This is a genomic window from Methylolobus aquaticus (assembly GCF_054172105.1).
This window is the reverse complement of the sequence record NZ_JBSYXP010000003.1, coordinates 151519-176438: the sequence shown is the minus strand read 5'-3', so window position 1 is coordinate 176438 and position 24920 is coordinate 151519. Positions and strand designations below refer to the sequence as shown.

The 24920-nt window shown below is 63.5% G+C and carries 17 protein-coding genes; 9 read left to right on the top strand and 8 right to left on the bottom strand.

Going from position 1 to position 24920, the window contains the following annotated elements; genetic code table 11:
- Positions 1–93: 93 nt before the first annotated feature.
- The gene (locus ACW73L_RS05175) at positions 94–1374 is read right to left on the bottom strand and encodes a hypothetical protein (RefSeq protein ID WP_498920442.1); all 1281 of its coding nucleotides are present in this window, start codon (positions 1372–1374) and stop codon (positions 94–96) included.
- A gap of 4 nt (positions 1375–1378) precedes the next feature.
- Entirely contained in the window at positions 1379–1852 is a 474-nt protein-coding gene (locus tag ACW73L_RS05170) for a type 2 periplasmic-binding domain-containing protein (protein WP_498920440.1), read from the bottom strand.
- Positions 1853–2621: 769 nt separating this feature from the next.
- Between ACW73L_RS05170 and glpK the strand changes: the two genes are divergently transcribed.
- Both glpK and ACW73L_RS05160 read left to right on the top strand, forming a co-directional pair.
- Positions 2622–4121 (top strand): glycerol kinase GlpK, encoded by a 1500-nt coding sequence (gene glpK / locus ACW73L_RS05165; protein WP_498920438.1) that lies wholly within the window; start codon positions 2622–2624, stop codon positions 4119–4121.
- Between the two features lie 251 nt (positions 4122–4372).
- On the top strand, positions 4373–4582 hold the full coding sequence (locus tag ACW73L_RS05160) for a DUF2934 domain-containing protein (protein ID WP_236101823.1): 210 nt from the start codon (positions 4373–4375) through the stop codon (positions 4580–4582).
- Between the two features lie 484 nt (positions 4583–5066).
- Here the strand turns inward: ACW73L_RS05160 and ppk2 are convergent, their stop codons facing one another.
- The gene (gene ppk2 / locus ACW73L_RS05155) at positions 5067–6119 is read right to left on the bottom strand and encodes a polyphosphate kinase 2 (protein ID WP_498920436.1); all 1053 of its coding nucleotides are present in this window, start codon (positions 6117–6119) and stop codon (positions 5067–5069) included.
- 152 nt (positions 6120–6271) lie between these two features.
- Here ppk2 and corA point away from each other — a divergent pair, with 152 nt between their 5' ends.
- The 3 genes from corA (at position 6272) to ACW73L_RS05140 (ending at position 12243) form a co-directional block, all read left to right on the top strand.
- On the top strand, positions 6272–7417 hold the full coding sequence (gene corA / locus ACW73L_RS05150; RefSeq protein ID WP_498920435.1) for a magnesium/cobalt transporter CorA: 1146 nt from the start codon (positions 6272–6274) through the stop codon (positions 7415–7417).
- 206 nt (positions 7418–7623) lie between these two features.
- Positions 7624–8163, top strand: a complete 540-nt coding sequence (gene rfbC / locus ACW73L_RS05145; RefSeq protein WP_498920433.1) for a dTDP-4-dehydrorhamnose 3,5-epimerase — start codon at positions 7624–7626, stop codon at positions 8161–8163.
- 255 nt (positions 8164–8418) lie between these two features.
- On the top strand, positions 8419–12243 hold the full coding sequence (locus ACW73L_RS05140) for a PAS domain S-box protein (RefSeq protein ID WP_498920432.1): 3825 nt from the start codon (positions 8419–8421) through the stop codon (positions 12241–12243).
- Between the two features lie 4 nt (positions 12244–12247).
- Here the strand turns inward: ACW73L_RS05140 and ACW73L_RS05135 are convergent, their stop codons facing one another.
- From ACW73L_RS05135 to ACW73L_RS05125, 3 genes are all read right to left on the bottom strand, one after another.
- Complete coding sequence (locus ACW73L_RS05135) at positions 12248–12937, bottom strand: hypothetical protein (protein WP_498920430.1); 690 nt, start codon at positions 12935–12937, stop codon at positions 12248–12250.
- Positions 12938–13016: 79 nt separating this feature from the next.
- A complete protein-coding gene (bioD, locus tag ACW73L_RS05130; protein ID WP_498920429.1) occupies positions 13017–13718 on the bottom strand; it encodes a dethiobiotin synthase in 702 nt (233 codons plus the stop codon).
- Between the two features lie 16 nt (positions 13719–13734).
- The gene (locus ACW73L_RS05125) at positions 13735–17148 is read right to left on the bottom strand and encodes a GH36-type glycosyl hydrolase domain-containing protein (protein WP_498920427.1); all 3414 of its coding nucleotides are present in this window, start codon (positions 17146–17148) and stop codon (positions 13735–13737) included.
- A 434-nt stretch (positions 17149–17582) separates the two neighbouring features.
- Here ACW73L_RS05125 and ACW73L_RS05120 point away from each other — a divergent pair, with 434 nt between their 5' ends.
- Positions 17583–18506, top strand: a complete 924-nt coding sequence (locus tag ACW73L_RS05120) for a phytanoyl-CoA dioxygenase family protein (protein WP_498920425.1) — start codon at positions 17583–17585, stop codon at positions 18504–18506.
- Positions 18507–18697: 191 nt separating this feature from the next.
- On the top strand, positions 18698–20200 hold the full coding sequence (gene gnd / locus ACW73L_RS05115; RefSeq protein ID WP_498920424.1) for an NADP-dependent phosphogluconate dehydrogenase: 1503 nt from the start codon (positions 18698–18700) through the stop codon (positions 20198–20200).
- A gap of 96 nt (positions 20201–20296) precedes the next feature.
- Here the strand turns inward: gnd and ACW73L_RS05110 are convergent, their stop codons facing one another.
- Positions 20297–20494 carry a hypothetical protein gene (locus ACW73L_RS05110; protein ID WP_139556062.1) on the bottom strand — a complete coding sequence of 66 codons (198 nt, stop codon included), beginning with the start codon at positions 20492–20494 and terminating at the stop codon, positions 20297–20299.
- Positions 20495–20792: 298 nt separating this feature from the next.
- Between ACW73L_RS05110 and argS the strand changes: the two genes are divergently transcribed.
- Positions 20793–22550: an arginine--tRNA ligase gene (gene argS, locus ACW73L_RS05105; RefSeq protein WP_498920705.1), complete on the top strand. Its 1758-nt coding sequence runs from the start codon at positions 20793–20795 to the stop codon at positions 22548–22550.
- A 67-nt stretch (positions 22551–22617) separates the two neighbouring features.
- Positions 22618–23208 carry an SPOR domain-containing protein gene (locus ACW73L_RS05100; RefSeq protein ID WP_498920423.1) on the top strand — a complete coding sequence of 197 codons (591 nt, stop codon included), beginning with the start codon at positions 22618–22620 and terminating at the stop codon, positions 23206–23208.
- 45 nt (positions 23209–23253) lie between these two features.
- Here the strand turns inward: ACW73L_RS05100 and ppnN are convergent, their stop codons facing one another.
- Positions 23254–24657 carry a nucleotide 5'-monophosphate nucleosidase PpnN gene (gene ppnN / locus ACW73L_RS05095; RefSeq protein ID WP_498920422.1) on the bottom strand — a complete coding sequence of 468 codons (1404 nt, stop codon included), beginning with the start codon at positions 24655–24657 and terminating at the stop codon, positions 23254–23256.
- Positions 24658–24920 lie beyond the last annotated feature (263 nt).

The following is a 24920-nucleotide window of genomic DNA, read 5'->3' as shown; positions in this document are numbered from 1 at the left end:
AGCCGTGCGCAGTGAATCATTTTGGCTAGTCGCAAGCGGGACCGCAGATCATCACCAAGCGAGCTCTCCGAACGGAAATCGGCAACCGGCGAATCAGAACCGGAGCGACGCCGATACGCCGAAAAGACTCCAGTGCTGCGAGGTTTCTCCGCGGTTTTCATTCGGCGATATCCATCCTGTCCCATTGATGTAGTGATATTCGCCGCGCAACATGAAATAGGGTGTCACGTCCCATCGCAACCCGACTCCAAGATCCTTTGCAAAATTATCGTACGCGGGCACATCAACGCCCTGAGCGGCGTAGATGGCGGAGGTCTTCTTGCCATTGCGATCACTGCGATCGGCGTAAAGGACATCGTAGCGCAGAAAGCCCTCGACATCCGAAGTCACGCGGTAGGTTCCCTGCACATAGTAGCTTTCACCGGTGACGTTTGGAACCGGGCTCCCAGGGCCTTCAAACTCCGAGTAGCGAATCGCATATTCGCTGGTGAGGCTCCAGTTCTCCTCGTTGATCTGTGCCGAAAAAAGCACTGGCGAAAAATGCAACGACGTCGCCGTCACATTCTGCGGCAACCCGAACGGAAAGACCGAAAAAACGTTTTGCCCGATGAGCCCGGACAGAACGATCGGCTCGGGCTGATAACGGATGTTCATCGTCGCGCTGGTAGCCCCCAATCGCACGCGACCGCCTTGCCACTCGTACATCAGTCTCCCTACCCAGGACGGCTCACCGCTGACCGACCGCGCGCTCAACACGGACTTCCAGGACGGATCCTCGGTCCGCGCGTAACCACCGTTCACCTGCAACTGAAAATCGCCGAAGTCGGTGCGCTGTTCTCCATACACCTGAATGCCATCGCTCGACAAGGTCGTGTTCCTTGTGATGTCAAAATAAATCGACTGCGGCAACAAAATACTGGGCCTGGTGAACGGCATGTCCCGGGTGTCATTGTAAAGCCCGTAAGGATTTACAACCCGTCCCAACCGAACACCGACGGTCTGCCTGGCATCCGAAAGAAAACTGTAATCGAGAAAGCCGAAATCAATACGCAGATCCTGATTGTCGGTCTGCCCGGCTCGGCGATAGACCACTTGCAACGAGGTTTGCAGTTGCGGGATGGGTCGCCACGATCCGTTGATTCCCATCTCGGTGAAATCGAGGGACCCCATGTTCTGGGTATAACCGAAGAAATTGTTCGCCGTGCTGCGCAGATAACTCTGCGACGCAAAACCATGAATCTGAACCGTGTCCGGAAGCTTCAACCCCAGTTGGTCGAGTGGACGCGACCAGTCGATCTCGGCACGGCTGTTTGCCGCCATCAAGGCCAGAAGCGGCAATGCGACAAGACCATATCGTCGGATATGTGCATTCATGGCATCACTCAACCCTGACGATCCTGATGCCCTTGTCCAGCAATCCGGCAGGCAGGTAGCCAACGGCACCGGGCGTGGTATGAATACGGTCACGCATCTCCGCGAGCGACTTGACTTCGATAGGAGCCTGGCCGGTCCCCGAGAACACCAGTCGGTCCCAGGCTCGACGCAACTGGTAGGGAAAGGTGTCCAGGACGGTCTTCGAGAACTCGGCGTGCACCGGGCTGCTATCGGCCAGGACGAAGACCGTCGTGGGCGACCCGTCCGACCAGGTCCGAAGGCGCATGCTGAAGACGGCCCAGGCTGTGGCGCGCTTGAGCGCGACATCGGGAACCGAGGGATTCGCGACGACGTCCACCGCCACCGCAGTCCCGGTGCCTAGGGCAAGACAAACCAGCACGAACGCGAGCGCGCGCCGGGCACGGATGAAGTCCACCCGCTTGCGAGCTTGGCCTGGCACGAACTCGGGCTCAGTCATCCGGTGTGCTGCAAGTGGTTCCGTAGACAGCCGCAATGCGCGATGGACGGAGGGGCTCAGGGTCGTGCACCCACGCCTTCGAAACTGCACCGTCGGGTGTACGGCTAGGCGAACGCGCGCACAACCCGAAGGGGGAGGGAAACCTGAACCGCCCTTGGGCCAAGCGGCCGGCTATGGGGCAACAGCCGGGCCGTCGGACGCCCACCGTTGCGCCGGCGAGCTTTGGTGCGGTGTCCGTACCGGCTATCATTCAAAGACTTGGCCTAAGTTGCAAGCGCTACGGGTCATGCCTCCCCCTCGCGGAAGCGGGCGGGGAAGCCGAGACACGCCGTGAATCCGTCCCTGGAGGCTAGCCTGCGGGTTCCCTCCCGCTGACGGTCTCGCCCTCCCGGCCCGCTCCCACTTCCCAGCAAAGGGGTGGTGAATGGTTACGTTGCAAGCGGCTGGGCCAGCACAGGCGGGCGGCTCACCGTGGATTTTCGATGCAGCGCTAATGCCGATCCCCCCGAACAGGCCTGGCAGCTGAGCACAATCCCAACGTCTCGCCTCCTTCAATCGGCTTGGTTCCTGCCAGATTAACGCTCCCCGGGTCGCATGATACTGTATTGGCGTATCGGCAAAAAACCCGACGACGCCAGAATATGCGAACGCGGTGCGCCCCGGCACGACCGACTAATGCGGCACGATTGGTAATCCGATTGGAATTGTCGGTGCGCGGCGCTCAGCACTCGGGGCGTTACTTCCGTTCTCACCGCATTGATTGCGCCTCATGAGCCGCTATGTCGCAGCGATAGATCAGGGTACGACCAGTACCCGGTGCATTCTTTTCGATCATTCGGGTTGCCCCACCAGCGTCGCACAGCGGGAACACCGGCAAAGCTACCCGCGAGCGGGATGGGTAGAGCACGATCCCGAGGAAATCTGGGCTTGCACCCAGCAGGTATTCGCAGAGGCCCTGGGCCGCGCACGCGCCCAGCCGGGCGATATCGTCGCGCTAGGCGTCACCAACCAGCGCGAAACGGTGCTGTTGTGGGACCGCCGCACCGGGAAGCCACTGCACCCCGCAATCGTCTGGCAGGACACGCGCACGGCGGCGGCATGCCGGTCACTGGCCGGTGAAGCGGGCACGGACCGTTTTCGTCACAAGACCGGGCTGCCTGTCGCAACCTATTTCTCGGGCCCCAAGTTGCAGTGGCTGCTCGACTCGATTCCGGGAGCGCGGGCCCGCGCCGAGCGCGGCGAGTTGCTTGCCGGCACCATCGACAGCTGGCTGATCTGGAACCTGACGGGAGGCCCCGCGGGAGGCCGGCACGTCACGGACATCAGCAACGCGTCGCGCACCCTGCTGATGAACCTCGCAACCCTCGACTGGGACGAGGAATTGCTGTCGGCGATGGACGTGCCGCGAGGCGTCCTGGCGGAGATCCGGCCTTCCAACGAAGTTTACGGTCCCGGTGTCGAAGCCTTTGCGGGCATCCCGATCGCCAGCGATCTGGGCGACCAGCAAGCCGCGCTGTTCGGACAGACCTGCTTTCAGCGCGGTATGGCCAAGAATACCTACGGCACCGGCTGCTTTTTGCTGCTCAACACGGGGGAGGAGATGCGACCCTCCCAGCACGGCTTGCTGACGACCGCCGCATGGCAACTCGTGGGCTCCCGCCCGGTGTACGCGCTGGAGGGTTCCGTCGCGATTGCGGGCGCACTCGTGCAGTGGTTGCGCGACCAGCTCGGCCTGATCGGCTCGGCAGCGGAGATCGAGTCGCTCGCCGGCAGCGTGGCCGACAACGGTGGGGTCGTCATCGTCCCCGCCTTCTCGGGGCTGTTCGCACCCTACTGGCGCAGCGACGCGCGTGGCGCGATCTTCGGTCTGACGGGTTACGCGGGCAAGGGCCATCTGGCCCGCGCAGCACTCGAGGCTACCGCGTTTCAAACCCACGACGTGCTGGAGGCGATGCGGCGCGACACCGGCATCGAGCTGACCGAACTGCGGGTCGACGGCGGAATGGTGGTCAATGAGATCCTGATGCAATTCCAGGCCGACATCCTGAACGTGCCGGTGGTTCGTCCCGCGGTGACCGAAACGACAGCACTGGGCGCAGCTTATGCGGCTGGACTCGCCGTGGGTTTCTGGAGCGGGCTCGATGAATTGGACGCACTGTGGCAACGGGACCGGCACTGGCTGCCGCGCATGAAAGCCGCAGCCCGCGGCGAGCTGTGCGCCAACTGGCGCAAGGCAGTCACCGGCACGTTCGGCTGGAGCCCCGACTGAACGCCGCGAACGGACGTGCCACGCGTCCGCATCCCGGCTTGATGAGTTAATGCCGAAACGGCTCAGTAGGCGCTATGATATGGAGCTGGCTGGTCGCAGATGGGTGGCACGCTAAGGCCTCCGTAACGGCGAGGCACCGCGCAGCCTCTACGACCCAGCCAAACCGGATGGTACGGGGGCCGATTCGCTGCCTACCGTATCGCGTTCTCTCACGACCCGCAATCTGGGGCACACCGTGCCCGGAGGTCGACATGACCAGCCTGACCAAGGCCTTGCAGCACATGCGATTTGTCAGTGCGCCACCCGGTGGCTTGGCTGACACCCACTCCGAAGAAGAACGCCGCCAGCAGATCGCCCAGCTGGCTTATTTCAAGGCGCTCGACCGAGGATTCGCACCTGGGCATGAACGCGAGGACTGGCTTGAAGCGGAAAGGGAGGTCGACGCTCGCCGTTATCAATGACGCGGCCAAGCGAAGCGTAAACCACAACGGGCAACGGATGGCGGGGTGATCGGGCAGGCTCCCGGGGCATCCAGCCATTGGCGTTACCCACCGAAAATCGGCTGACCCCCGCGACATTGCGGTAACCATTCACTCCGCTGCCGTGTTGGGTAGTGGGAGCGGGCCGGGAGGGCGATACTGTCTGCGGGAGGGAACCCGCAGTCGAGCCTCCAGAGACGGATTCACGGCGTGTCTCGGCATCCCCGACCGCTCCCGCGAGGGGGACGTGAACAGTTAAGACATTGCGTCAGCACCGCGGACACCCGGGTCCGCGGTGCAACGTCCGGCATCCAATCCCACTGGCCGAAGTGCTGCACCGACTGGTGCGATAAGCGCGCAGCACGGCTGCGACCTTGCTACGACGCTGTCCTCGACATCCAACGGGTGCTGATTGACTGGCTGCCCCCGGCGTCTTTCCCGGCTCGACACGCACACCGTCAGTCACTCAGAAGCTGCTCCCGACCGCTTCGTCCTCTTCCAGCACCCGCGTCGCCGAACCGACCAGCAACGCGTCGGGCGCGCAGGCGACCTTGGTGTTTTTGTCCGGATAGGGCAGGGCGTGCAGGAAGTGCCGCATGCAATTGATGCGTGCCCGCTTCTTGTCGTCGGACTTGATCACGGTCCACGGCGCATCGGCAGTGTCCGTATGAAAGAACATCGCCTTCTTGGCCTCGGTGTAATCGTCCCAGCGATCGAGCGAGCGGATGTCGATCGGGCTCAGTTTCCAGTGCTTCAGCGGATCGTCACGACGGGAGATGAAGCGGCGTAGCTGTTCCGCCCGGCTGACCGAAAACCAGTATTTGAACAGCAGGATGCCGCTGTTGACCAGCATGCGCTCCAACTGCGGCGTCTGTCGCAGAAATTCAAGATACTCCAGTGGCTTGCAGAACCCCATGACCCGCTCGACACCCGCGCGGTTGTACCAGGAACGGTCCATGAAGACCATCTCCCCGTGGGTCGGAAAATGAGCGACGTAGCGTTGAAAATACCATTGGCCGCGTTCCATTTCCGTCGGCTTTTCGAGCGCCACGACACGCGCTCCGCGCGGATTCAGATGTTCCATGAAGCGCTTGATCGTGCCGCCCTTCCCGGCCGCATCCCGCCCCTCGAACAGCACGATGATGCGCTGCCCCGACTCCTTGACCCAGCTCTGTACCTTCAGCAACTCGATCTGCAGTTCCTTCTTGAGCCTCTCGTACTCTCGCCGCCGCATCCGTTCCGCATAGGGATAGCCGGGCGGTAATTCGGCAAGGTCGCTATCCTCGTCACTACCATGAGGGGCCGTGGCCACCAGATGGGCGGTCGGTGCCTGGCTTACCGCTTCGATCTCGGCAGCTGCAACGGGGTTCGGTGGCGCCGCGTCGGGCCCGGCGCCGGAGGGCTCCGGGGCAACCGTGGCCGTGCCTTCCGCCACTCGCGTCGCCGGTCTGTTGTCCCCGGCGACCTCGGCAGCGGGAGAAGCCGGGGCCTTGGCGGCCTTGGTTTTTACTTGCGCCATCTCAGTCTCCGATGCTTTGGATAGTAATCCCCGCATTTTATCCGAACGGTCGACCGGGCGAAGACCGCGATCACGGCGCTACCCCCTGGACCAAGCTTCCGGCAGCGCCACGGCTTGTGCCCGGTCGTGACTGACGGTTAGCATGCGCAACCATGGAAGCGCCGCCGTCGGAACCGCCACCACCGCCGAGCTCCGACGAGGAATCCGTCGGCCTCGCAGCGCTTTGGCCCGACACGTCGCGCACCGGTGCTGCGCCCGGCATCGAAACGCACGAACTGAGCCTGATCGGATCGGGCCCGAGCGATGTCCGGGTATCCTGTGTGGACTATGGTCTCGATGACTGCGCGTTCCAGGCCATCGACGATGTCAACGCGTTCGTGGCAGGCCATCGGCCGGAATGGAGCGCGGTCCGCTGGATTCGGGTCAGCGGCCTCACGGACATGGGTGTGATTCGCGCGATTGCCGAAAAGTATGCCCTGCACCCGCTGGCCATCGAAGATTTGCTGCATCTGGGACAGCGCCCGAAGGTGGAAGACTACCCTGCGTCGCCCGAGCACCCGGGCCGGATGTTCATCGTCGCGCAGTTGGTGCGCTGGGTCGGCGGTGTGCTGCGGACCGAACAAATGAGTTTCTTCCTCGGACGCCGAACACTGATCAGCTTCCACCCGCGTGAAGAAGACCTGTTCGATCAGATCGACCATCGGCTCCGCAGCCGGGATTCGCGTTTGCGCCGCCACGATGCCAGTTTCCTGCTGCATGCCTTGCTCGACGCGATCGTCGATCAGTTTTTCCCGGTGCTGGAGGGCTTCTCCGCACGCCTCGAGGAGCTCGAGGAAACCGTGCTGGTGGGCGGCAAACCGGAGGTGCTGAGGGACATCCATCGCGCCAAACACGACCTCGTGCTGCTGCGGCGCACGGCATGGCCGATGCGCGAACTGGTAAGCCAACTGCATCGGGACCACCACGAGGGCCTGTCCGAGACGACGCGCACCTACATGCGCGACGTCTATGACAATCTGATCCAGATCCTCGATCTGCTGGAAACCTACCGGGAATTCCTGACGAGCCTGACGGAGACCCACCTGTCCACCGTATCGCAGCGCTTGAACGACATCGTCAAGACGCTGACCATCATCAGCACCATCTTCGTGCCGCTGACCTTTTTCGCCGGCGTCTATGGCATGAACATGCCGATCCCGGAGAACGAGTCCGAATGGAGCTACCCGCTGTTCTGGGGCTTCTGTTTCGTACTCGTCGGCGGGATGTTGTATATGTTTCGGCGCCGTGGATGGCTATAGGTGCCCAGTTCTTGGCCAGCCGAGGAACGGACCAACGCAGCGTAACCATTCACACCCCCTTGGAGAGGGACCGTCTGCGGGAGGGAACCCGCAGACGAGCCGACAGGGACGTCTTCACGGCGTGTCTCGTCTCCCCGGCCCCTCCCGGAACAGCAGGAGTCTGAACGGTTACAACGCAGCGGCTTCCCCCATTCAGGAAACCCCAGATGAAATTCACCGAGACTGAGTTGCCCGGCGTGTGGATCATAGATCTCGAGCCGATCGAAGACGACCGCGGCTTTTTCGCGCGGACCTATTGCGCGGAGGAGTTCGCGGCGCACGGCCTGAACACGCATTGGCCGCAGACCAACCTGTCGCGGACGCTGCGACCGGGAATGCTGCGCGGCCTGCATTTTCAGGCGGAGCCGCATCCAGAGATCAAGCTGATCCGCTGTGCCGTCGGAGCGATTCATGACGTGCTCGTCGACGTGCGACCCGACTCACCGACCTTCGGACGCTGGCAGTCCTTTGAACTGACCGGGGCCAACGGCCGGACGCTGTACGTGCCAGGCGGTTACGCCCATGGGTTCCAGTGCCTTGCCGAGCACTCGGAAGTGTTCTACCAGATGTCGGAGTTCTATTTCGCGGACCTCGCGCGCGGCGTTCGCTGGGACGATCCGACGCTGGCAATCGACTGGCCGATGCCCGATCCGTTCCTTTCCCCGCGCGATCGGGCGCTTCCTTTCCTGGAGGAACTTGTCCGGTAGCAGGACGACATTCGCTTCGGCACATCGGACACGATGAGATACGGGATGTCCGGCCTTTGCCCTGAGGCCCCCGAGGACCCGAGCGGTCGCGGTCGGCTCTCGCACGAACCGATTGACGTCCGGTGAGGCCATGGAAGCCCGACAGCGCAGGAAGCCGGCAATGGATTTAATCCGTCATTCCGCAACAACGGATACAGCACAGTCCAGGATCGGCCCCGCCGCGCACATGGAGCCGCAGCACCTCCGATCGAAGCCATGCAACGACGGCGGCGCTCCGTGCCGGGCAGGGTCACCGTGACGCTGCGTCCGGGCCGGCATGTCTTGATCCTGTCGGCGGCCGCCATGTTCGGCATGGGACTGACCATCGTCGCGTTGCTGGAAATCACCCAACAAGCGCAAGAGCGGCGCTCCGCCGCCGAGATCGGCTACCAGTTCGCCGAGCATCTCAAGGAACAGTTCTCGAACGCGCTATCCGCGACGTATGCACTGTCCGCGGTAGTTCATCAGGGCAAGGGCACGGTGCGCGACTTCCAGTCACTCGCGCTCGAGGTACTCAAGCTCTATCCGGGAATCGACGCGATCCAACTGGCTCCCGGCGGGATCATACGCGAGGTCGTGCCGCTGGCAGGCCATGAGGCGGCCCTGGGGCACGACCTGCTGAAGCCGGACATCGGCAACCGGGAGGCCAGGCTGGCTCTGGAGACCCGTCAACTGACCCTGGCCGGTCCGTTCCAGCTACGCCAGGGCGGTGACGCCATCATCGGACGTCTTCCGGTGTTCCTGACCGACGCTACGGGCCAGGATCGGTTCTGGGGCTTTACGATCGTGCTGATCCGGTTGCCGCGCATCCTTGCCGCCGCTCAGTTCGAACGGCTGGAGGAGGCGGGCTACAACTACGAACTGTGGCGTGCAAACCCCGATAGCGGCCACCGGCAAATCATCGTGAACTCTCGAAGCCCGCTCGTCGGGCCGCCGGTAACGACCGCGGTGGACGTCCCGAACGGACAGTGGATGCTTGGACTGACGCCCGCGCGCGGCTGGTACAGCGGTACGCGCATCGCCCTCGGTACAGCCGTGGCGACGCTCCTGACGGCCGCGTTTGCGGCGATGCTGAACGCGTATCTCCGTAACCGGCAGCGCGCCTGGGACAGCGCCGAAAGCTACCGCCGGCTGTTCGACAATGTTCAGGAAGCCGTCCACATCTGCTCGTCCGACGCCCGTCTACTGGCCGTCAATCCCGCCGCGGCCCGCCTGTACGGACGCTCGCAGGAATGGCTTGCCGGACGCCCACTGAGTGCTGTAGCCGCTCCGGGCCGCAATGATTTCGAGAGTCTGCTGGGGCGCCTCCGAGAGTCACTGGTAGGCACTCCCCAGCGTGCGGATTTCTGGGGCTTGGACATCGCTGGGCAGCCCTTCCAGCTCGAACTCAATCTGGTTCGCTCGAACTATCGCAGCGAGCCGGCGGTGATCGCCGTCGGGCGGGACGTGACGGAAAGAGCCCGAGTGGCACGCCGCGAACGGATGCGAACCGCGATTCTGGAGCGGATCGCCAGCGGCGGAACGCTCGCCGAGATCCTCGAGGCACTCGCCCGGGACGTCGAGCAGGAATCCACGGGCACGCTGTGTTCGATCTTGCTGCGAGACGACACCGGAACCCGCCTGCGCTTAGCCTCCGCCCCAAGCCTGCCCACGTTCTACAACGAAGCCGTCGACGGCGTTGCCATCGGCGCGCATGTCGGCTCCTGCGGCGCCGCAGCGTTCCTGCGGCAACGAGTGGTGGTCGAGAACATCGCGGAACACCCCAATTGGGTTGGGTTCCGTGCCGTGGCCTCACGGGCCGGGCTCGCCTCATGCTGGTCGGAACCGATCTGCGGCCGCAAGGATCAGGTGCTCGGCAGCTTTGCGATCTACCATCGGGACCCGGGCACACCCCAGCCCGACGACGTCGAACTGATCACTCACGCCGCGAGGCTCGCGGGCATCGCCATCGAGCGGGACGCCGACCAGCGTGCCCTGCGCGAAAGCGAGGCGCGCTTCCGGGCGCTGATCGAGGGGGCCTCGGATGCGTTCTTCGCGCATGACCTGGACGGCACCCTGGTCGAGGTCAATCAGGCCGCCTGCGACTCCGCCGGTTACCGCCGCGACCAACTGCTTGCGCAACGTATCCCGGAACTCTTCGAGGAAGGCGGCGCCCTCGAAGACCGTCCGCACTGGGAAGCGCTGCAGCCCGGCCAATCGATAACGGTGCGATCCCGGCAGCGGCGCAGTGATGGTTCCGCGTTCCCGGTCGAGATCCGGCTCAGCGCCTGCGATCTGGGCGGACAGCGACTGATCCTGAGACTCTCGCGCGATATCACCGAGCGCGTGCGCAGCGAAGCCGAACTCGAACGGTATCGTCATCACCTTGAAACGCGGGTCGCAGAGCGCACGGCGCAACTGCATAGCGCAAACGCCCGACTCGAAGCGGCGAGCCGCGCCAAAAGCACGTTCCTCGCCAACATGAGTCACGAGATCCGGACTCCGATGAACGCGATACTCGGCCTGACACATCTGATGCTCAGCAAGAGCACTCGCCCGGAAGAACAGGGGCGATTGGGCAGGATTGCCGAGGCGGCCCAGCACCTGCTGTCGATCATCAACGACATCCTCGACATCTCGAAGATCGAGGCGGACAAGCTCCAGTTGGAGGAGAACGACTTTCGCCTGCAGGAAGCCTTCGATTACGTCAGCGCGCTGATCGCCGAAAAAGCGCGCGACAAGGGGCTAACCTGGGAAGCACTGATCGAACCGGAGGTCAACGGGCCGCTCCGCGGCGATGGGTTCCGCCTGCGCCAGATCCTGTTGAACCTCGTCAGCAATGCCCTGAAATTCACTGAACGAGGCTCGATCCGGCTACGCGCAGAGCAAGTGGGTAACGCTCACGACGGTGTCACCGTGCGCTTCGAGGTCGCGGATACCGGCATCGGCATCGCGCGGGAACAACAGGGGCGGCTGTTCAACGCGTTTGAACAAAGCGACAACTCGATCACCCGCAACTATGGCGGCACCGGCCTGGGGCTGGCCATCTGCAAGCGTCTTGCCGAACTGATGGGCGGACACATCGGTGTCGATAGTGAACTTGACCGGGGCAGCGTCTTCTGGTTCACGGCGCACTTCGGTGCCGCTGTAGGCGCCGCACCGAAACCCGCCCCAACCGCTGACGCTGAGTACACCGCGGAAGCCGTCGCCCGGCTTCATAGCGGAGCGCACCTGCTGCTGGTCGAGGATAATCGGCTCAGTCGGGAGGTTGCGCTCGAGTTGCTGGCCGACTGTGGGCTGACGATAGATACCGCCGAGAACGGGCTGCAAGCCGTTGCGATGGCGCGGACGACGGATTACCACGCCGTGCTGATGGACTTGCAGATGCCGGTGCTGGACGGTATCGAAGCCACCAGGCGGATCCGAGGCATCCCTGGACGGGAACGGACGCCGATTCTCGCCATGACCGCGAATGCGTTCGACACCGACCGCGACGCCTGCCTGGCAGCGGGCATGAATGAACACCTCTCCAAACCGATCATCCCCGCAACGCTGTACGCGGCGCTGCTGCGGTGGCTATCGCCGCGCCCCCCTGCCCCGGCCGCTGCGCCCGCCGCGCAAACGCCAGCGGCCCGGCATCCGGAGACCACCCCGGATTTCGGACCTATTGCGGGTCTGGATATCGAGCGCGGGCTCGATCACCTCGGAGGCAATCTCTCCAGCTATCGCCGCATGCTGCGCCTGTTCGCGGAACGGGCACCCCGCGACCTGCAGGCGCTGCGCGCGGCCCTCGCGGAACGCGGTGACGGCACGGCACGCCGTATCGCGCATACCATCAAGGGAACGGCGGCGACCCTGGGTGCAACGACGGTCGCGACGGTGGCCGCCAGGCTCGAAGCGGCGCTGCACGATGGAGAGCCTCAACCGCGGCTGGACGAGCTCATCGACGCGGTTGCGCAGACGTACAGCACCGTTGCCGCGTCGATCATCGAGGGTCTTGACCGCGACAAAGCAGAAGCGGCCGAAAACGGCCAACCGACGGCCGGAACCTCGGCGACCTGAGCACTCAGCGCGGACGCGAGGGCACCGTGGCAGCCGTACCGCCGAAGTCGGTGGGCGCCGGCAGGGATTCCCGCCGCGCCTTATCGAGGGCCTGGCGGTGATTAAAGTCGGCCGGAATGAACTCGACCGGTTTGCCCGAGCGCTGCGCGGCGATCATCTCATCGCGGGCGACATCACCGCCACCGATCGCGACGAGAACATCGCTGTTCTCGACCATCGCCTGCGAGGTCGGCGACAGGAGCGCAGTCCCTTTGAGGAAACCGCCCCAGGTGGGGTCCGGGACGAAGAACACCCGGTCGACATGGGGGGAAAGCGGCACGCGTTCGATGAGCGCCTTGGTCGACACGATCCCGGTGGTCGGAAACCCCCTGTCCTTCGCCAGTGCATACACGGCGCCGATCCCCTCAGCGGTCGCGCCGCCGTTGACGATCGTGGACTTCGGATCGTAGCGCTCGAGAACCCGACGGGCGTGATCCAGCATCGCGGTCGGGTCCTCGTACCCGGCACCCGAATAACCGAGAAACGTCAACACGCGCAGCTCTCTACCGGCGAAATACGCCCGAACGGCGGCCGGATCCGCCTCCGATGCGGTCCTGCCCGGGTCACCGGCGATGGTCATGCCCGCCGCCAGCAGGATCAGCAGGCCGAGGCACAGTCGATGGCCGCGGAAAGATCGGGCGCGAGCGGAAGTCATCGATCGTAGCTCCTGGAATCATGGAGGAAAAAGCTTCACTACATCGGGCCTGGCTCGACGCGACTTCGGATAGGTTCTACTACAAGCTGGCAGCGAATGCGGTAAGCGCCGGCCGCAGGGCGCGCCAGCCATCGCCGGTAGCGCCCGAGGTCCCATGTTCCGTGACAATCGGCGGCCGCCCCAGCCAGCGGCTCAGATCGGCCGCGTTGTCCAACTCCGGGTCGCTCAACGGCTCGGCGCGGTTAAGGACGATTGCGGCCAGCGTCAGGCCGTGGCGTTCGATGGCTTCGACGGTCAGCAGCGTATGGTTGATCACCCCGAGTCGATCGGCCGCGACGAGCAGCACCGGCAAGCCCAGGGCCGAGGCGAGGTCGGCGTTGAGCGCCCCGGCGGCGATCGGACTGAAAAACCCGCCCGCTCCTTCGACCAGCAGAAAGTCGTCGGCGCCGACCCCGGTTCGACATGCCTGCACCAGATCCTGCAGGGTCAGTCCCGCTCTTGATAGCATCGCGGCCCGCTCGGGCGAAAGCGCGGGCTCGAACGCATGCGGGCAAATGGTTTCCAACGGAAGATCGAGGCCAGCCGCGGTCCGAAGCGTCAGCGCATCGAGCGGAAGCAGCCGGTCATCGATCCGCTTGCAGCCCGACTCCACGGGCTTGCGGGGCTGCACGACGATCCCCCGCTCGCGCAGCAGGCTGGCAACGGCCGCGCCGACTTGGGTCTTGCCGACACCGGTATCAGTGCCGGTTACGAACAGCCCCCGCGAGAACGCTCGCTTCATCGGGTAACCCACGTGATCATCCGAGCTGTACCTCGAGCCGGTTGTCGCAAATGTCGAAATGCTCCGCAAACTGCGCACGGCCCAACAGCGCGCCACCCGTGCGGTAGGGGTTTGGCTGCCGGGTGAAGTCGAGCGGCGTCCCGTTCAACACGATCTCAAGTGGCCCGTTGCCGGTTTCGCCGAGACGATAGACCACTGTGACCGGACGCTCCCACAACACGATCTCGACCTCCAGGCCATCCAATGCGCACGGCAGTACGGGATCCAGCAGCAGCGCCGCATCGCGGAGTTCGAAACCCAGCAGGCGCTGATGGATCAGCCGGGTCGCAATGCCGGCACCGCTCGAATAAACGCGCCAACCGCCTTCCAGCGAAACCGTGCCGGCATTGACTTCGCCATAGCGAGCCGAGGCCTCATAGCGGTCGAAGAACGCCGCATCGGAGCTGGAGTAGTAGCAGTTGGCCTGTCGCAAGGCGGCATGCGGCACGAGTGTGCGGATGGCGATCGGGTTCGCGCGGCACAGCGCATCGAAAAACGCTTCGGCATCGCCGTGCCGGGCCATGGCCTCCGCGTAGCGAAGATGGGCATGCATGTACATCACGCCGATCTCCCGTCCGAAGAATGAACTGCTCTCGGCCCGCTGAAAATAAGTTTGTGGACCGCCATGGTAGGGCGGTGGCCGGTCGAACAGACGGGCACCATCAGGCGCCAACAAGTGCGCCTGGATCAGCGCGATGTGCGCACGCGCCTGATCCGGCGAAAAAAGATCGTTGGCCAAGGCGTGGATCATTGCCAGCAGGCCGTAATGCATCCCGGTCTGCGCGTCGCGGGGATGAACCAGATAACGGGTTGGGCCGGTTTCCGGAAAATAGGCGAAACCGGTCAGAACGCCATCGGGCAGCAGGTGTTGCTGAAAGTCGGCGAGGATGCGGGGCAGGCGGGACTCGATGGGAGCGGCCAGCGCTTCGCGGCCGACCGTCCGCAGCCCCTGCGCCAGCGTCGCCAACATCTGGTGATGCAGGGTCACCGTCCAGGCGCTGCACAGTCGCTCCCGCATGGACGGGTCGGCGGGCTGCAACGAATCATTCCAGTCACCATGGCCATAGGCGGCCAGCGCCGTACCGGGAATGACTCGGCCGTCGATCACGGCCAGCGCACGCTCGACATGCCCCCAAACCGTCGCCCGCTCCGCACTCTCGTCCCCGTCCGGGTGAAAGTACGGGAGTTCCTGATCCAGGATCGAGGCATCGGCCGCGGCCACCAGGTACTGCGCCAGCGCCAGCAGGGGCCAGAACACGATATCCCCATGCGAATCGCCGGCGCGAATGCCGCGGTCGCGATCAAAAAACGTGAACCACTGCGGCCAGTCGCCATCGGGGTTCTGGGCGCGAAACACACGACACAGCAAATCGCGCACCGGCGCGGTCAGGCCGAAGCCGAGCAGCAGCTCGACCGGACCCTGGCTGATGTCACGTGTCCCCCAGCCGCCGCCCGAGAACTGTTCGAGTCCGCGGGGTGCCAGGTAATGCACCATGGCGTTGTGAGCGAACCAGGGCAGAATCTCTTCGAGACACAGGATGCCAGCCGCATGCCGGTCGCTGGAACCGGCGCCCGGCCGGATGCGGGCGATCAGCAAGGGCGCCGTCTCGTCGAGAGACTGTCCGTCGACGCCTCGCGCGAGGCCGGCGCCCTTACCGGATTGGGGTGCCACCAGGTGTCCGCTGAGGTGGAAATCGGCCGATGCGGTCGGGCCCGTTATGACGACGAGGAATGGTTGATGGCGTGTCTCGCCGTCCGCAAACAACAATTCGTCGCCGCCGATCTGCTCAACGTGGGTTCCCGGACCGGCGTCCACCCGGAAAAATCCGTCGGGAAACCGCCTTCCTACATCCGACTCCGGGATGGCTTCGAGTACGACCCCGTCACCATCCCGACGGTATCGTACCGGCACCGGATCGGCCCCGTCGTCCCCGTTCAACGCGACCCGGTGGGAGAGCAGAAAGCGGCAGGCCGCGCCGGCCAGTACATCGATGGACAGCGACAGCACCGGATCTTCGGTACCGGCCGTGCAGGTGATCTCGATCAGCCCCGCCGGATGCTTGTAAAGCCAGCGCGCGCCTTCCGGCGTGATTTCAAAGGCTGACGGGGTTTCCAGCAGATGGAAGGAACCGCGCTGCTCGACGAAGATGCGCTGACCGCCCGAAAGGAACAGGTTCAGGTAGCTCCGGGTCGTGGACAGCAGGCGGTTGATGCTCACATGTCCTTGTGTGAGCAGGGAGTTGAACACTCCTTTCATCCACAGCGTCGACGTCAGCGAGGACTCGTCCGGGGTCAGGTGCTGTCCGGTTCGCAGCAGGTGACCATGCGGGCGCAACACCTGAAGTTCCTTCGTCTTCAGCACGACATGCCCGTTGGCCCCGGTGAAGAAGGACAACAGATTGCCGGCCTCCTCTTCCGGCGCCCGACGCTCCTCTCCAAAGAGCTCATCCAGCTCGGCCATCGTCAGGTCCAGGGTCGGCAACGGCTTTGGTGCGCTGAAAAGCGTTGGTACAGTGCGCACAGTCACGGGGTTCCCGGACGGCGATGGCGCCACGGCCTCGGGCAGCGCCAACGCGCGCTCGACGAACACCAGGTCGGCATTGCTGCTGGCCCCCGGATGATCTGCTTCGAACCAGGTGAAGAACCCGCTGCTTGCCTGTGCCCCGGGAACGAGGAAGATCGGCCGATCCTGGATCGCGGCCAAGGAGTGCTCGTGCTGGTGACGGACACCCGGCAGAGCCGGTACCGTCAGCCCGATCGGCAACGCTCCCGCGCGGTGAGCCCGACCGTAGAGCTGCAACGCATCGGTAGCAAAGCCGACGCCTTCCCTGAGCGAACCGATCAGCGCCCAGGGCTGGCGTCCACTCATCGGAAGATTCTGCCGCACGGCAAGCAGGGCACCCTGGTCGGGATGGGTCAGTGGCGTATGGTCCACGTATTGACTGACGTAGTATTCATTCAGCCGTATGGCGCCATAATGCGCCAGCGCGGTATCCTGGACATGGACCAGATCGATCAGCGCCGAGCGCGGGCCCACGTTCTGAAGTCCGAGGTGCCAGAACCAGGCCGTAGCCGTCTCGGCCAACACGAGAGTCAGGCGATAACGGATACCTTGCCATTCTCCGGTTGCCGTCAGTTGACGCCCATCGCAGCCGATGACGCTCGGGCTGGAGGGGCCAAGCAAGGGAACGCAAGCAGTGGTCGCACCGCGCCGGCGCAAATAGATGTTCGCCAGTCCCCCTTCGACTTCATCGCCGGGAAACAGGTTGAAGGTGATGTCGCCACACGCGATTCGCCGGACAGACCCGTTGGCGTTGCACTGGATCGACAGGCCACAAGCGTTTTCGAGAGACGCTGGAAGATTTTCGCGGACGTCTGCAGGACGGTTCATGCTTGAATTATCCCTGGTTCTAGTTGTTCTTCGCGGGACGTTCACCGCGCCCCGGTGGTCGCGACACATCGGCGGCGCGAACGGGTGGTGGAGGACCTAGGCCATCGCGCTACCGACACCCCGCTCGCCACGAACGCCGCGCTTGATTCGGCGCACTACATGGTATCAACTTTCGCTCACGCCGAATCTCATACCCGGCGTGTCCAGGCGCACCAAGCGACGTTTTCCGGCGGTACACTGCGGCGTGAACTAGAATCTGACGCTAAGGCCTGGGCCCAGACGGCGACGCGCGAGGCATACGTGCCGACCGCTACCGGAAGTCCCGCTCGCACCCTCGGGCCCAAGAGCACACCTCCGGCGAAGGGGTGCGCCGCCGACCCAGCGATCGCCAAAGTCGAAGTTAAAATTCTCTGCGCTTGGCGAGGGAGTAGACCATGAACAACACCATTTATTTCGATGCCCGCTGCGACGACGAGACTCGCCGCAAGCAGCTTTATGCAGGCCAGCTGTTCGTTTACTCGCCGACCGCCAATACCTTGGCCTTCTGCGATTTCGCCCGCGAGTTGATTGCCGATGCGTTCCAAAGCCTTGATCCCGAGACGGCACAGTATCACCTGCCGGTCGAGGAGTATGCTCGGATCCTTGGCGAGCTCAAGCCCGCGTTCATCCATCACCCGGAATCCAAACGACACCTGAGGAACATCCTGGACGAGTTTGGCTGCGATCTCGGGGAGACGTACTTCGACGTACCGAAGTTGCGCAGCTCGACCAGCGACAATTACCTAACCACCGGAATCGCGTACGCATGGCATCCCCACCGCGATACCTGGTACTCGGCACCCGCGTCGCAGATAAACTGGTGGATTCCGATTTACGAGCTGTCACCCGAGAACGGCATGGCTTTCCACCCACAGTACTGGGGAAAGCCGGTCAAGAACAGTTCGGACGGCTACAACTACTACGAATGGAACAAGCTGCATCGCGGCGCCAGCGTGACGCAATATTTGCGGGAAGACCCGAGGCCTCTGCCCAAGCCAACCGACGCGCTGGAACTGGACCCGCAGATCCGGCTAATCGGGCAAGTCGGAAGCATCGTGCTCTTCTCCGCTGCACAGATGCATTCAAGTGTTCCGAACACCTCCGGCAAGACGCGCTTCAGCATCGATTTTCGCACCGTCCACCGCGGCGATCTGGCAGACAGGGCCGGGGCACCATGGACCGACGAGCGCTGTACCGGCTCGACGATCCGGGACTATCTCCGCGCCACCGACCTGGCCGCATTGCCCGACGACATCATCGCGATTTACGACGACGAGACCGGTCACCACGGCGAACTCGTCTACGATCCCAACCGCTAAGCGGCGCGCGCGAGTCCTCGGTACGGCGAGCCGCCAACGGCCGGACCGGCACCGAACCCGCGTCTCGCGCGACTCAGGACCGCCGGATCGCAGCGGCCCAAACTAGGCCGAATGCGGATTCCTGTGTCGCGCCCGCTCCAGGGACGTAGAATATAAGGGTTCGGTTGGCACACCACGGAGCGCCCGCAACCATGTCTACCCCCTCCTGCGATATCGGTCTGATCGGCCTGGCCGTGATGGGCCAGAATCTGGCATTGAACGTCGCGGATCACGGCTTTCGCATCGCGGTCTACAATCGTACGACGGCGACGACCGAGAAGTTCGTTGCCGACCATCCGGACACACCCGGCGGACTGCAGGGCGAGGCGACGCTGGCCGGCTTCGTTCAGGCCCTGAAGCGACCGCGCAAAATTGTGATCCTCGTCAAGGCCGGCGCGGCGACCGACGCCGTGATCGACGGCCTTGCACCACTGCTGGAGCGGGGGGATATCGTCATCGACGGCGGCAATGCCCAGTGGCTGGACACGATCCGGCGCGAGAAAACGCTGGCGGACCAGGGGCTGCGTTTCATCGGGTCCGGAGTATCGGGCGGCGAGGAAGGAGCCCGCTTCGGACCGTCGCTGATGCCGGGCGGCGACCCGGCAGCCTATCGCGAAATCGAGCCGATCTGGGCTGCGATCGCCGCGAAGGTCGACCCGAACTCCGGGAAGCCGCTGGACGGTGCGGCCCCGGGGCAACCGGTGACAGGCGGGGTACCCTGCACGACGTACATCGGCCCCAACGGGGCGGGACATTACGTCAAGATGGTTCACAACGGCATCGAGTACGGCGACATGCAGATGATCTGCGAAGCGTACGCCCTGATGCGGAACCTGCTCGGGATGACGCCACCCGAGATCGCGGCGGTCTTCTCGACCTGGAATAGCGGGCTGCTGGATTCCTTTCTGATCGAGATCACGGCGGACATCCTGCAACAGCGTGATCCCGTGACCGGCCAGCCTTTTGTCGATGTCGTGCTCGACACCGCTGGCCAGAAGGGCACGGGCAAATGGACCTCGGTCAACGCACTCGACATGGGTGTCCCCGCACCGACGGTCGCCGAAGCCGTATTCGCGCGCTTTCTCAGCGCGGTCAAGGACGAACGAACGGCCGCGGCAAAAATCCTGAGCGGACCCAAGGCGAGCTTTTCGGGCGATCGGCAGCACTTCATCGACGCCATTCACGACGCCCTGTATTGCTCGAAGATCTGCGCCTACGCGCAAGGCTTTCAGCTGATGCGCCACGCCCAGACGGAATACGGCTGGCAATTACCCTTCGGCGACATTGCTAAAATCTGGCGCGGGGGGTGCATCATACGGGCCCGCTTCCTGCAAAAGATCACCGAGGCCTATCTGCGCGACCCGAATCTGACCAACCTCCTGCTGGATCCCTATTTCAAGGGCGAACTCGATCGCTGCCAGGGTCACTGGCGGGAGGTCGTGGGAGCCGCCGCCACCAACGGTGTCCCCGCTCCGACCTTCTACTCGGCCCTCGCCTACTATGACGGATATCGCAGCGAACGGCTGCCGGCCAGCCTGCTGCAGGCGCAGCGCGACTACTTCGGGGCCCACACTTACGAGCGCACGGACCAGCCCCGCGGGGTGTTCTTCCACATCGACTGGCCAGTACCCGGGCGACCGCAGATCCAGAGCTGAGAGGGACGCTCGAACACGACAGGCGGGGCGATGCGCTGCAATGCTCATCGCCCCGGCCGCAACCGGGAGCCATTTCGCGGCAACGACGACGCGCGGTCAGGATGAATCCGGCCGGCGTACCCGATCGAACAGCCAGTAGCACCCATGGGTCGCCATGACCCCTAGCATGAAGGCGCCGATGAAAAACTCGGACGCATGGTGTTGCATCATCTGTGCGGCGAACTTTCCGGCCAACACGCCGACAACCAGGGCAAAGCCGACGCGCAGACGGTGGACGATTTCGGTGGAGGTCATTTTCGTCTCGGAGCGGAAGGGAGAATAACGGATCATGGTAGACCGGGCCGTGGGCGCATGAAAGGCGGTGCCCGCCCCCCCGCATTGTGTAACGCTTCAGGAATTTAGGATAATAAGCTTGAAGTAATGGGCGCGGTCCTCTCGAGCCGGCTGATGATTTCCGGGGAATGGCCCTGGATCAAGCCGGATCCGTTCCGGAAGTCGGCCCGACCCGCATTCAGCCATTCAGAACCGTCGGTGGCACGACCGACATCCGGCTACGTGACGTAACGCCGCAAGGTACCTTCCCGTTTACATGATCAAGAACCGACTGATCCGTCTGCTCGAACACGCCATTGCTGCGCTGCAGGCCTCGGGCGACCTGCCCTCCGATTCGACGCTTCGCCCCGGCATCGAGAGGGCGCGTGACGCGCAGCACGGCGACTTCGCTTCCAGCATCGCGCTGAGCTTCGCCAAAGCCGCGAAGTGTCCTCCCAGACAACTCGCCGAGCGCATCATCCAACAGCTGCCCGGCGACCCGCTGGTGGTCAAGGTCGAAGTCGCCGGGCCGGGGTTCATCAATTTTTTCCTCGCACCCGATGCGCACACCGCCGTCGTCCGCACCATACACGAGGAAGGGCCGCTGTTCGGCCGGAGCCGGATCGGTGCCGGCCAGAAGGTGCAGATTGAATTCGTCTCCGCTAACCCGACCGGACCCCTGCATGTAGGCCATGGGCGGGGCGCGGTTTATGGATCGGTGGTGGCGAGCTTGCTGCAGGCCTGCGGCTTTGAAGTTCACCGGGAATACTACGTCAACGACGCCGGTCGACAGATGGACATCCTGGCGACCAGCATCTGGCTGCGTTATCTGGAGGAGTGCGGCGACGTACTGCCGTTTCCGAGCAACGGCTATCGCGGCGAATACATACGCACGATCGCCTGGGACTTGCACCATACCGCGGGCGATCGCTACCGGCGGCCGGCGACGGACGTGCTCCAGGGGCTACCGTCCGACGAGCCGGACGGGGGCGACAAGGAACTGTACATCGACGCGATGATCGACCGTGCAAAGTCATTGCTGGGCAACGACTACCGGCTCGTGTTCGATGCCGGACTGACGAGCATCCTGCAGGATATCCGCGACGACCTCGACGAGTTCGGGGTCACCTACGAGGAATGGTTCTCCGAACGCCGACTCGCCGACAGCGGCGCCGTAGAGGATGCGCTCGGCGTACTCAGGGAGGCGGGCTTGCTGTATCAGCAGGACGGGGCAATCTGGTTCGCATCGACCCGTTTCGGTGACGAGAAGGATCGCGTGGTCGTGCGCGAGAACGGCCAGATCACCTACTTCGCCTCGGACATCGCCTACCACTGGCACAAGCTGCAGCGTGGCTATGACCAGATTATCAACGTCTGGGGCGCCGATCATCACGGGTATGTGCCGCGCGTAAAAGGCGCGATCCAGGCCTTGGGGGGCGATGCCAGCCGGCTGCATGTGTTGCTGGTCCAGTTCGCCGTGTTGTACCGCGGTGACGAGAAGGTCCAGATGTCCACGCGATCCGGCGAGTTCATCACGCTGCGCCAGTTGCGGGGCGAGGTCGGCCGGGATGCCGCCCGGTTCTTCTACGTCATGCGCCGCTCCGACCAGCACATGGATTTCGACCTGAAACTGGCGACCTCAAAGAGCAACGAGAACCCGGTGTACTATGTGCAGTATGCCCATGCCCGGATCTGCAGCGTGTTTCGCCAACTCGATGAAAAAGGCTGGGCGAGGAATCTCCAGCAGGGCATGGATCACCTCAAGCGGCTGGGCGAACCCCATGAGGCGGCCGTCCTGTCGAGTCTGTCCCGGTACCCTGAAGTCGTAGAAAGCGCCGCTTTGAGCCATGAACCCCATCAGCTGGTACAGTACCTGCGGCAGCTCGCGAGCGACTTTCACACCTATTACAATGCGTGCCCGTTCCTCATCGATGACCACGAGCTGCGCGACGCCCGTCTGAATCTGATCGACGCCGTGCGGCAGGTTATCGCCAACGGCCTCGATTTGCTTGGCCTCTCGGCACCGGAAGCGATGTAGCATGCCCAAGGATTACAAAGACCGAGTCCCCAATTCATGGCGAGGCCCTCGGCGCCGGCGGAAGCCGGTGTGGGTCTGGTTGTTGCCGGTACTGGTCTTAATCGGCGGCGCCGGCACTTTCGCGCTGATCACGCATCAGAACAACGCGGCAACGAATGAGGAGGCGGCCTCGGCGCAGACGGCGGTAAGCGAAGAGAAGCCTGACCCGAATGCCACGACGGCGTCACGGGAAAACCCCAAGAAACCGGAACGCGCCAAAGGCAAAAAGGCCGGCAAGCCTGAGGCACCGCCGGATATCGAACTTCCCGAGCCGCGTTTCACCTTCTACAAGATATTGCCGGAAAAGGAAGTGATCGTTTCGGAGCGGGATATCGCCAGCCTCAAGCGAGACGAGAAGGCCGGGAAACCGACGGCTCCGGGTGGCTTCGTGATCCAGGTCGGTGCCTACTCGAAGCTGGAAGATGCCGAGAAAACGCGGGCGCGACTCAGCGAAGCCAAGGTGAAAGGCAAGATGGAGAAGGTGCTGATCGATAAGGCCACTTGGTATCGAGTGAAACTGGGCCCGTTCAGCACGCTGGCGGAAGCCGAAAAGGTCCGGGCGCAGCTTCGCAAACACCGCATCGACAGCGTCCTGCAACAGAGCAAGTCCGTCAAGTAAGCGTGCCGCCGGGATCGCACGAGCAGCTTCGGCCCGATCCCTCCCTCAGTCAGCCAGACGGTAACAGGGCTCGTATTTCGTGCCAGGCAGTTTCATCCGACCTTGATCGACGAAGGCGGACAGCAGTCGGTCGAGGGGTGCCATCACCTCAGCCTCTCCGCTAATCCTGAATGGCCCGCCTTCCTCGACGCGCCGGATGCCCTCGGCCTTGACGTTGCCGGCAACAATCCCGGAAAAAGCGCGGCGAAGACTTGCCGCCAGCCGGTGTCCCGCTTGACCGCGCTGCAGCTCGAGTCCCGCCATGTTTTCGTGGGTCGGCACGAATGGCGTCTGAAAATCCTGATCGACTCTCAGCAACCAGTTGAAATAGAACGCATCATTGTGCTGAGCGCGAAAGTTCTCGACCAGCGCCATGCCGCTCCGCACCTCGCGGGCCACGCGCGCCGGATCGTCCAGGATGATGCGGTAGCGCTTCTGTGCATCCGGCCCCAAGGTGGCTGCGATGAACGCATCGATCATGGCGAAATACTCCGCACTCTCCCTGGGACCGGTGAAGATCACCGGCAGCGGTATGTATTTGTTATCCGGCGTCAATAGAATGCCGAGCAGGTAGAGGATCTCCTCGGCCGTACCGGCACCGCCCGGAAAAACGATGATCGCATGTGCAACGCGAACGAACGCCTCGAGGCGCTTTTCGATGTCCGGCATGATCATAAGTTCATTGACGATGGGGTTGGGCGGTTCGGCGGCAATGATTCCGGGTTCGGTGATGCCGACGTAGCGCGCGCCGGTCAGACGCTGTTTGACGTGTCCGATGCTGGCGCCCTTCATGGGACCCTTCATGGCGCCCGGCCCGCAACCCGTGCAGACATCCAGGCCGCGCAGACCCAGTTCGTGCCCGACTTCCTTGGTGTAGTCGTATTCCTCGCGGCTTATCGAGTGGCCGCCCCAGCAAACGACGAGATTCGGATCCCGCTGCGGGCTCAGACTGCCGGCATTCCGCAGGATGTGAAAAATCGCGTTGGTGATGTTCGCCGGCGACAATAGGTCGAACGCGGGATTTTCGACGATCTCGAATTGCGTGTAGACGACGTCGCGCAGGACCGAGAAAAGATGTTCCCTGATCCCCTTGATCATGGCCCCGTCGACGAACGCGCCGGCAGGCGCGTTGACCAGTTCCAGCTGGATGCCGCGTTCCTGCTGCAGTACGCGGATGTCGAAAGTCCGGAACCGCTCAAAGATGGCTTTGCTATTGTCCTCCGTGCTCCCGCAGTTCAGTACCGCCAGGGAACAGCGCCGAAACAACTCGTGCAACCCGCTCTCGCTGGTATCGAGCAGGCGGTTGACCTCGAGCCGCGACAGGACCTCCATGCTGCGCTCGGGACTGACCAGAACGTTCACGGTGCCCATGGGATCCCAATTCTCAGGGACGGAAGGTCTGTTCGTCATCGTGTCTCCGCCGCTCCGTGCCGATCGCCGGCCCCGCGACCGAGATACCCACAGAACCTGTGGATAAAGTTGTGGAACAGGCCTGGGCAATGGCCGGAACGCAGCGTGATACGGGGGGATTCGTCACCTTGACCGGGATTTTTCCAGTCCATTGGCATTCAATAAAACCAGTGTCTTACATCCATCATCCGGGAACAACCACCGGGTCGATGATCAAGGCCCGCGACGCGTTCAGGCACCGCGTACCGTGTGTACAACTGTTT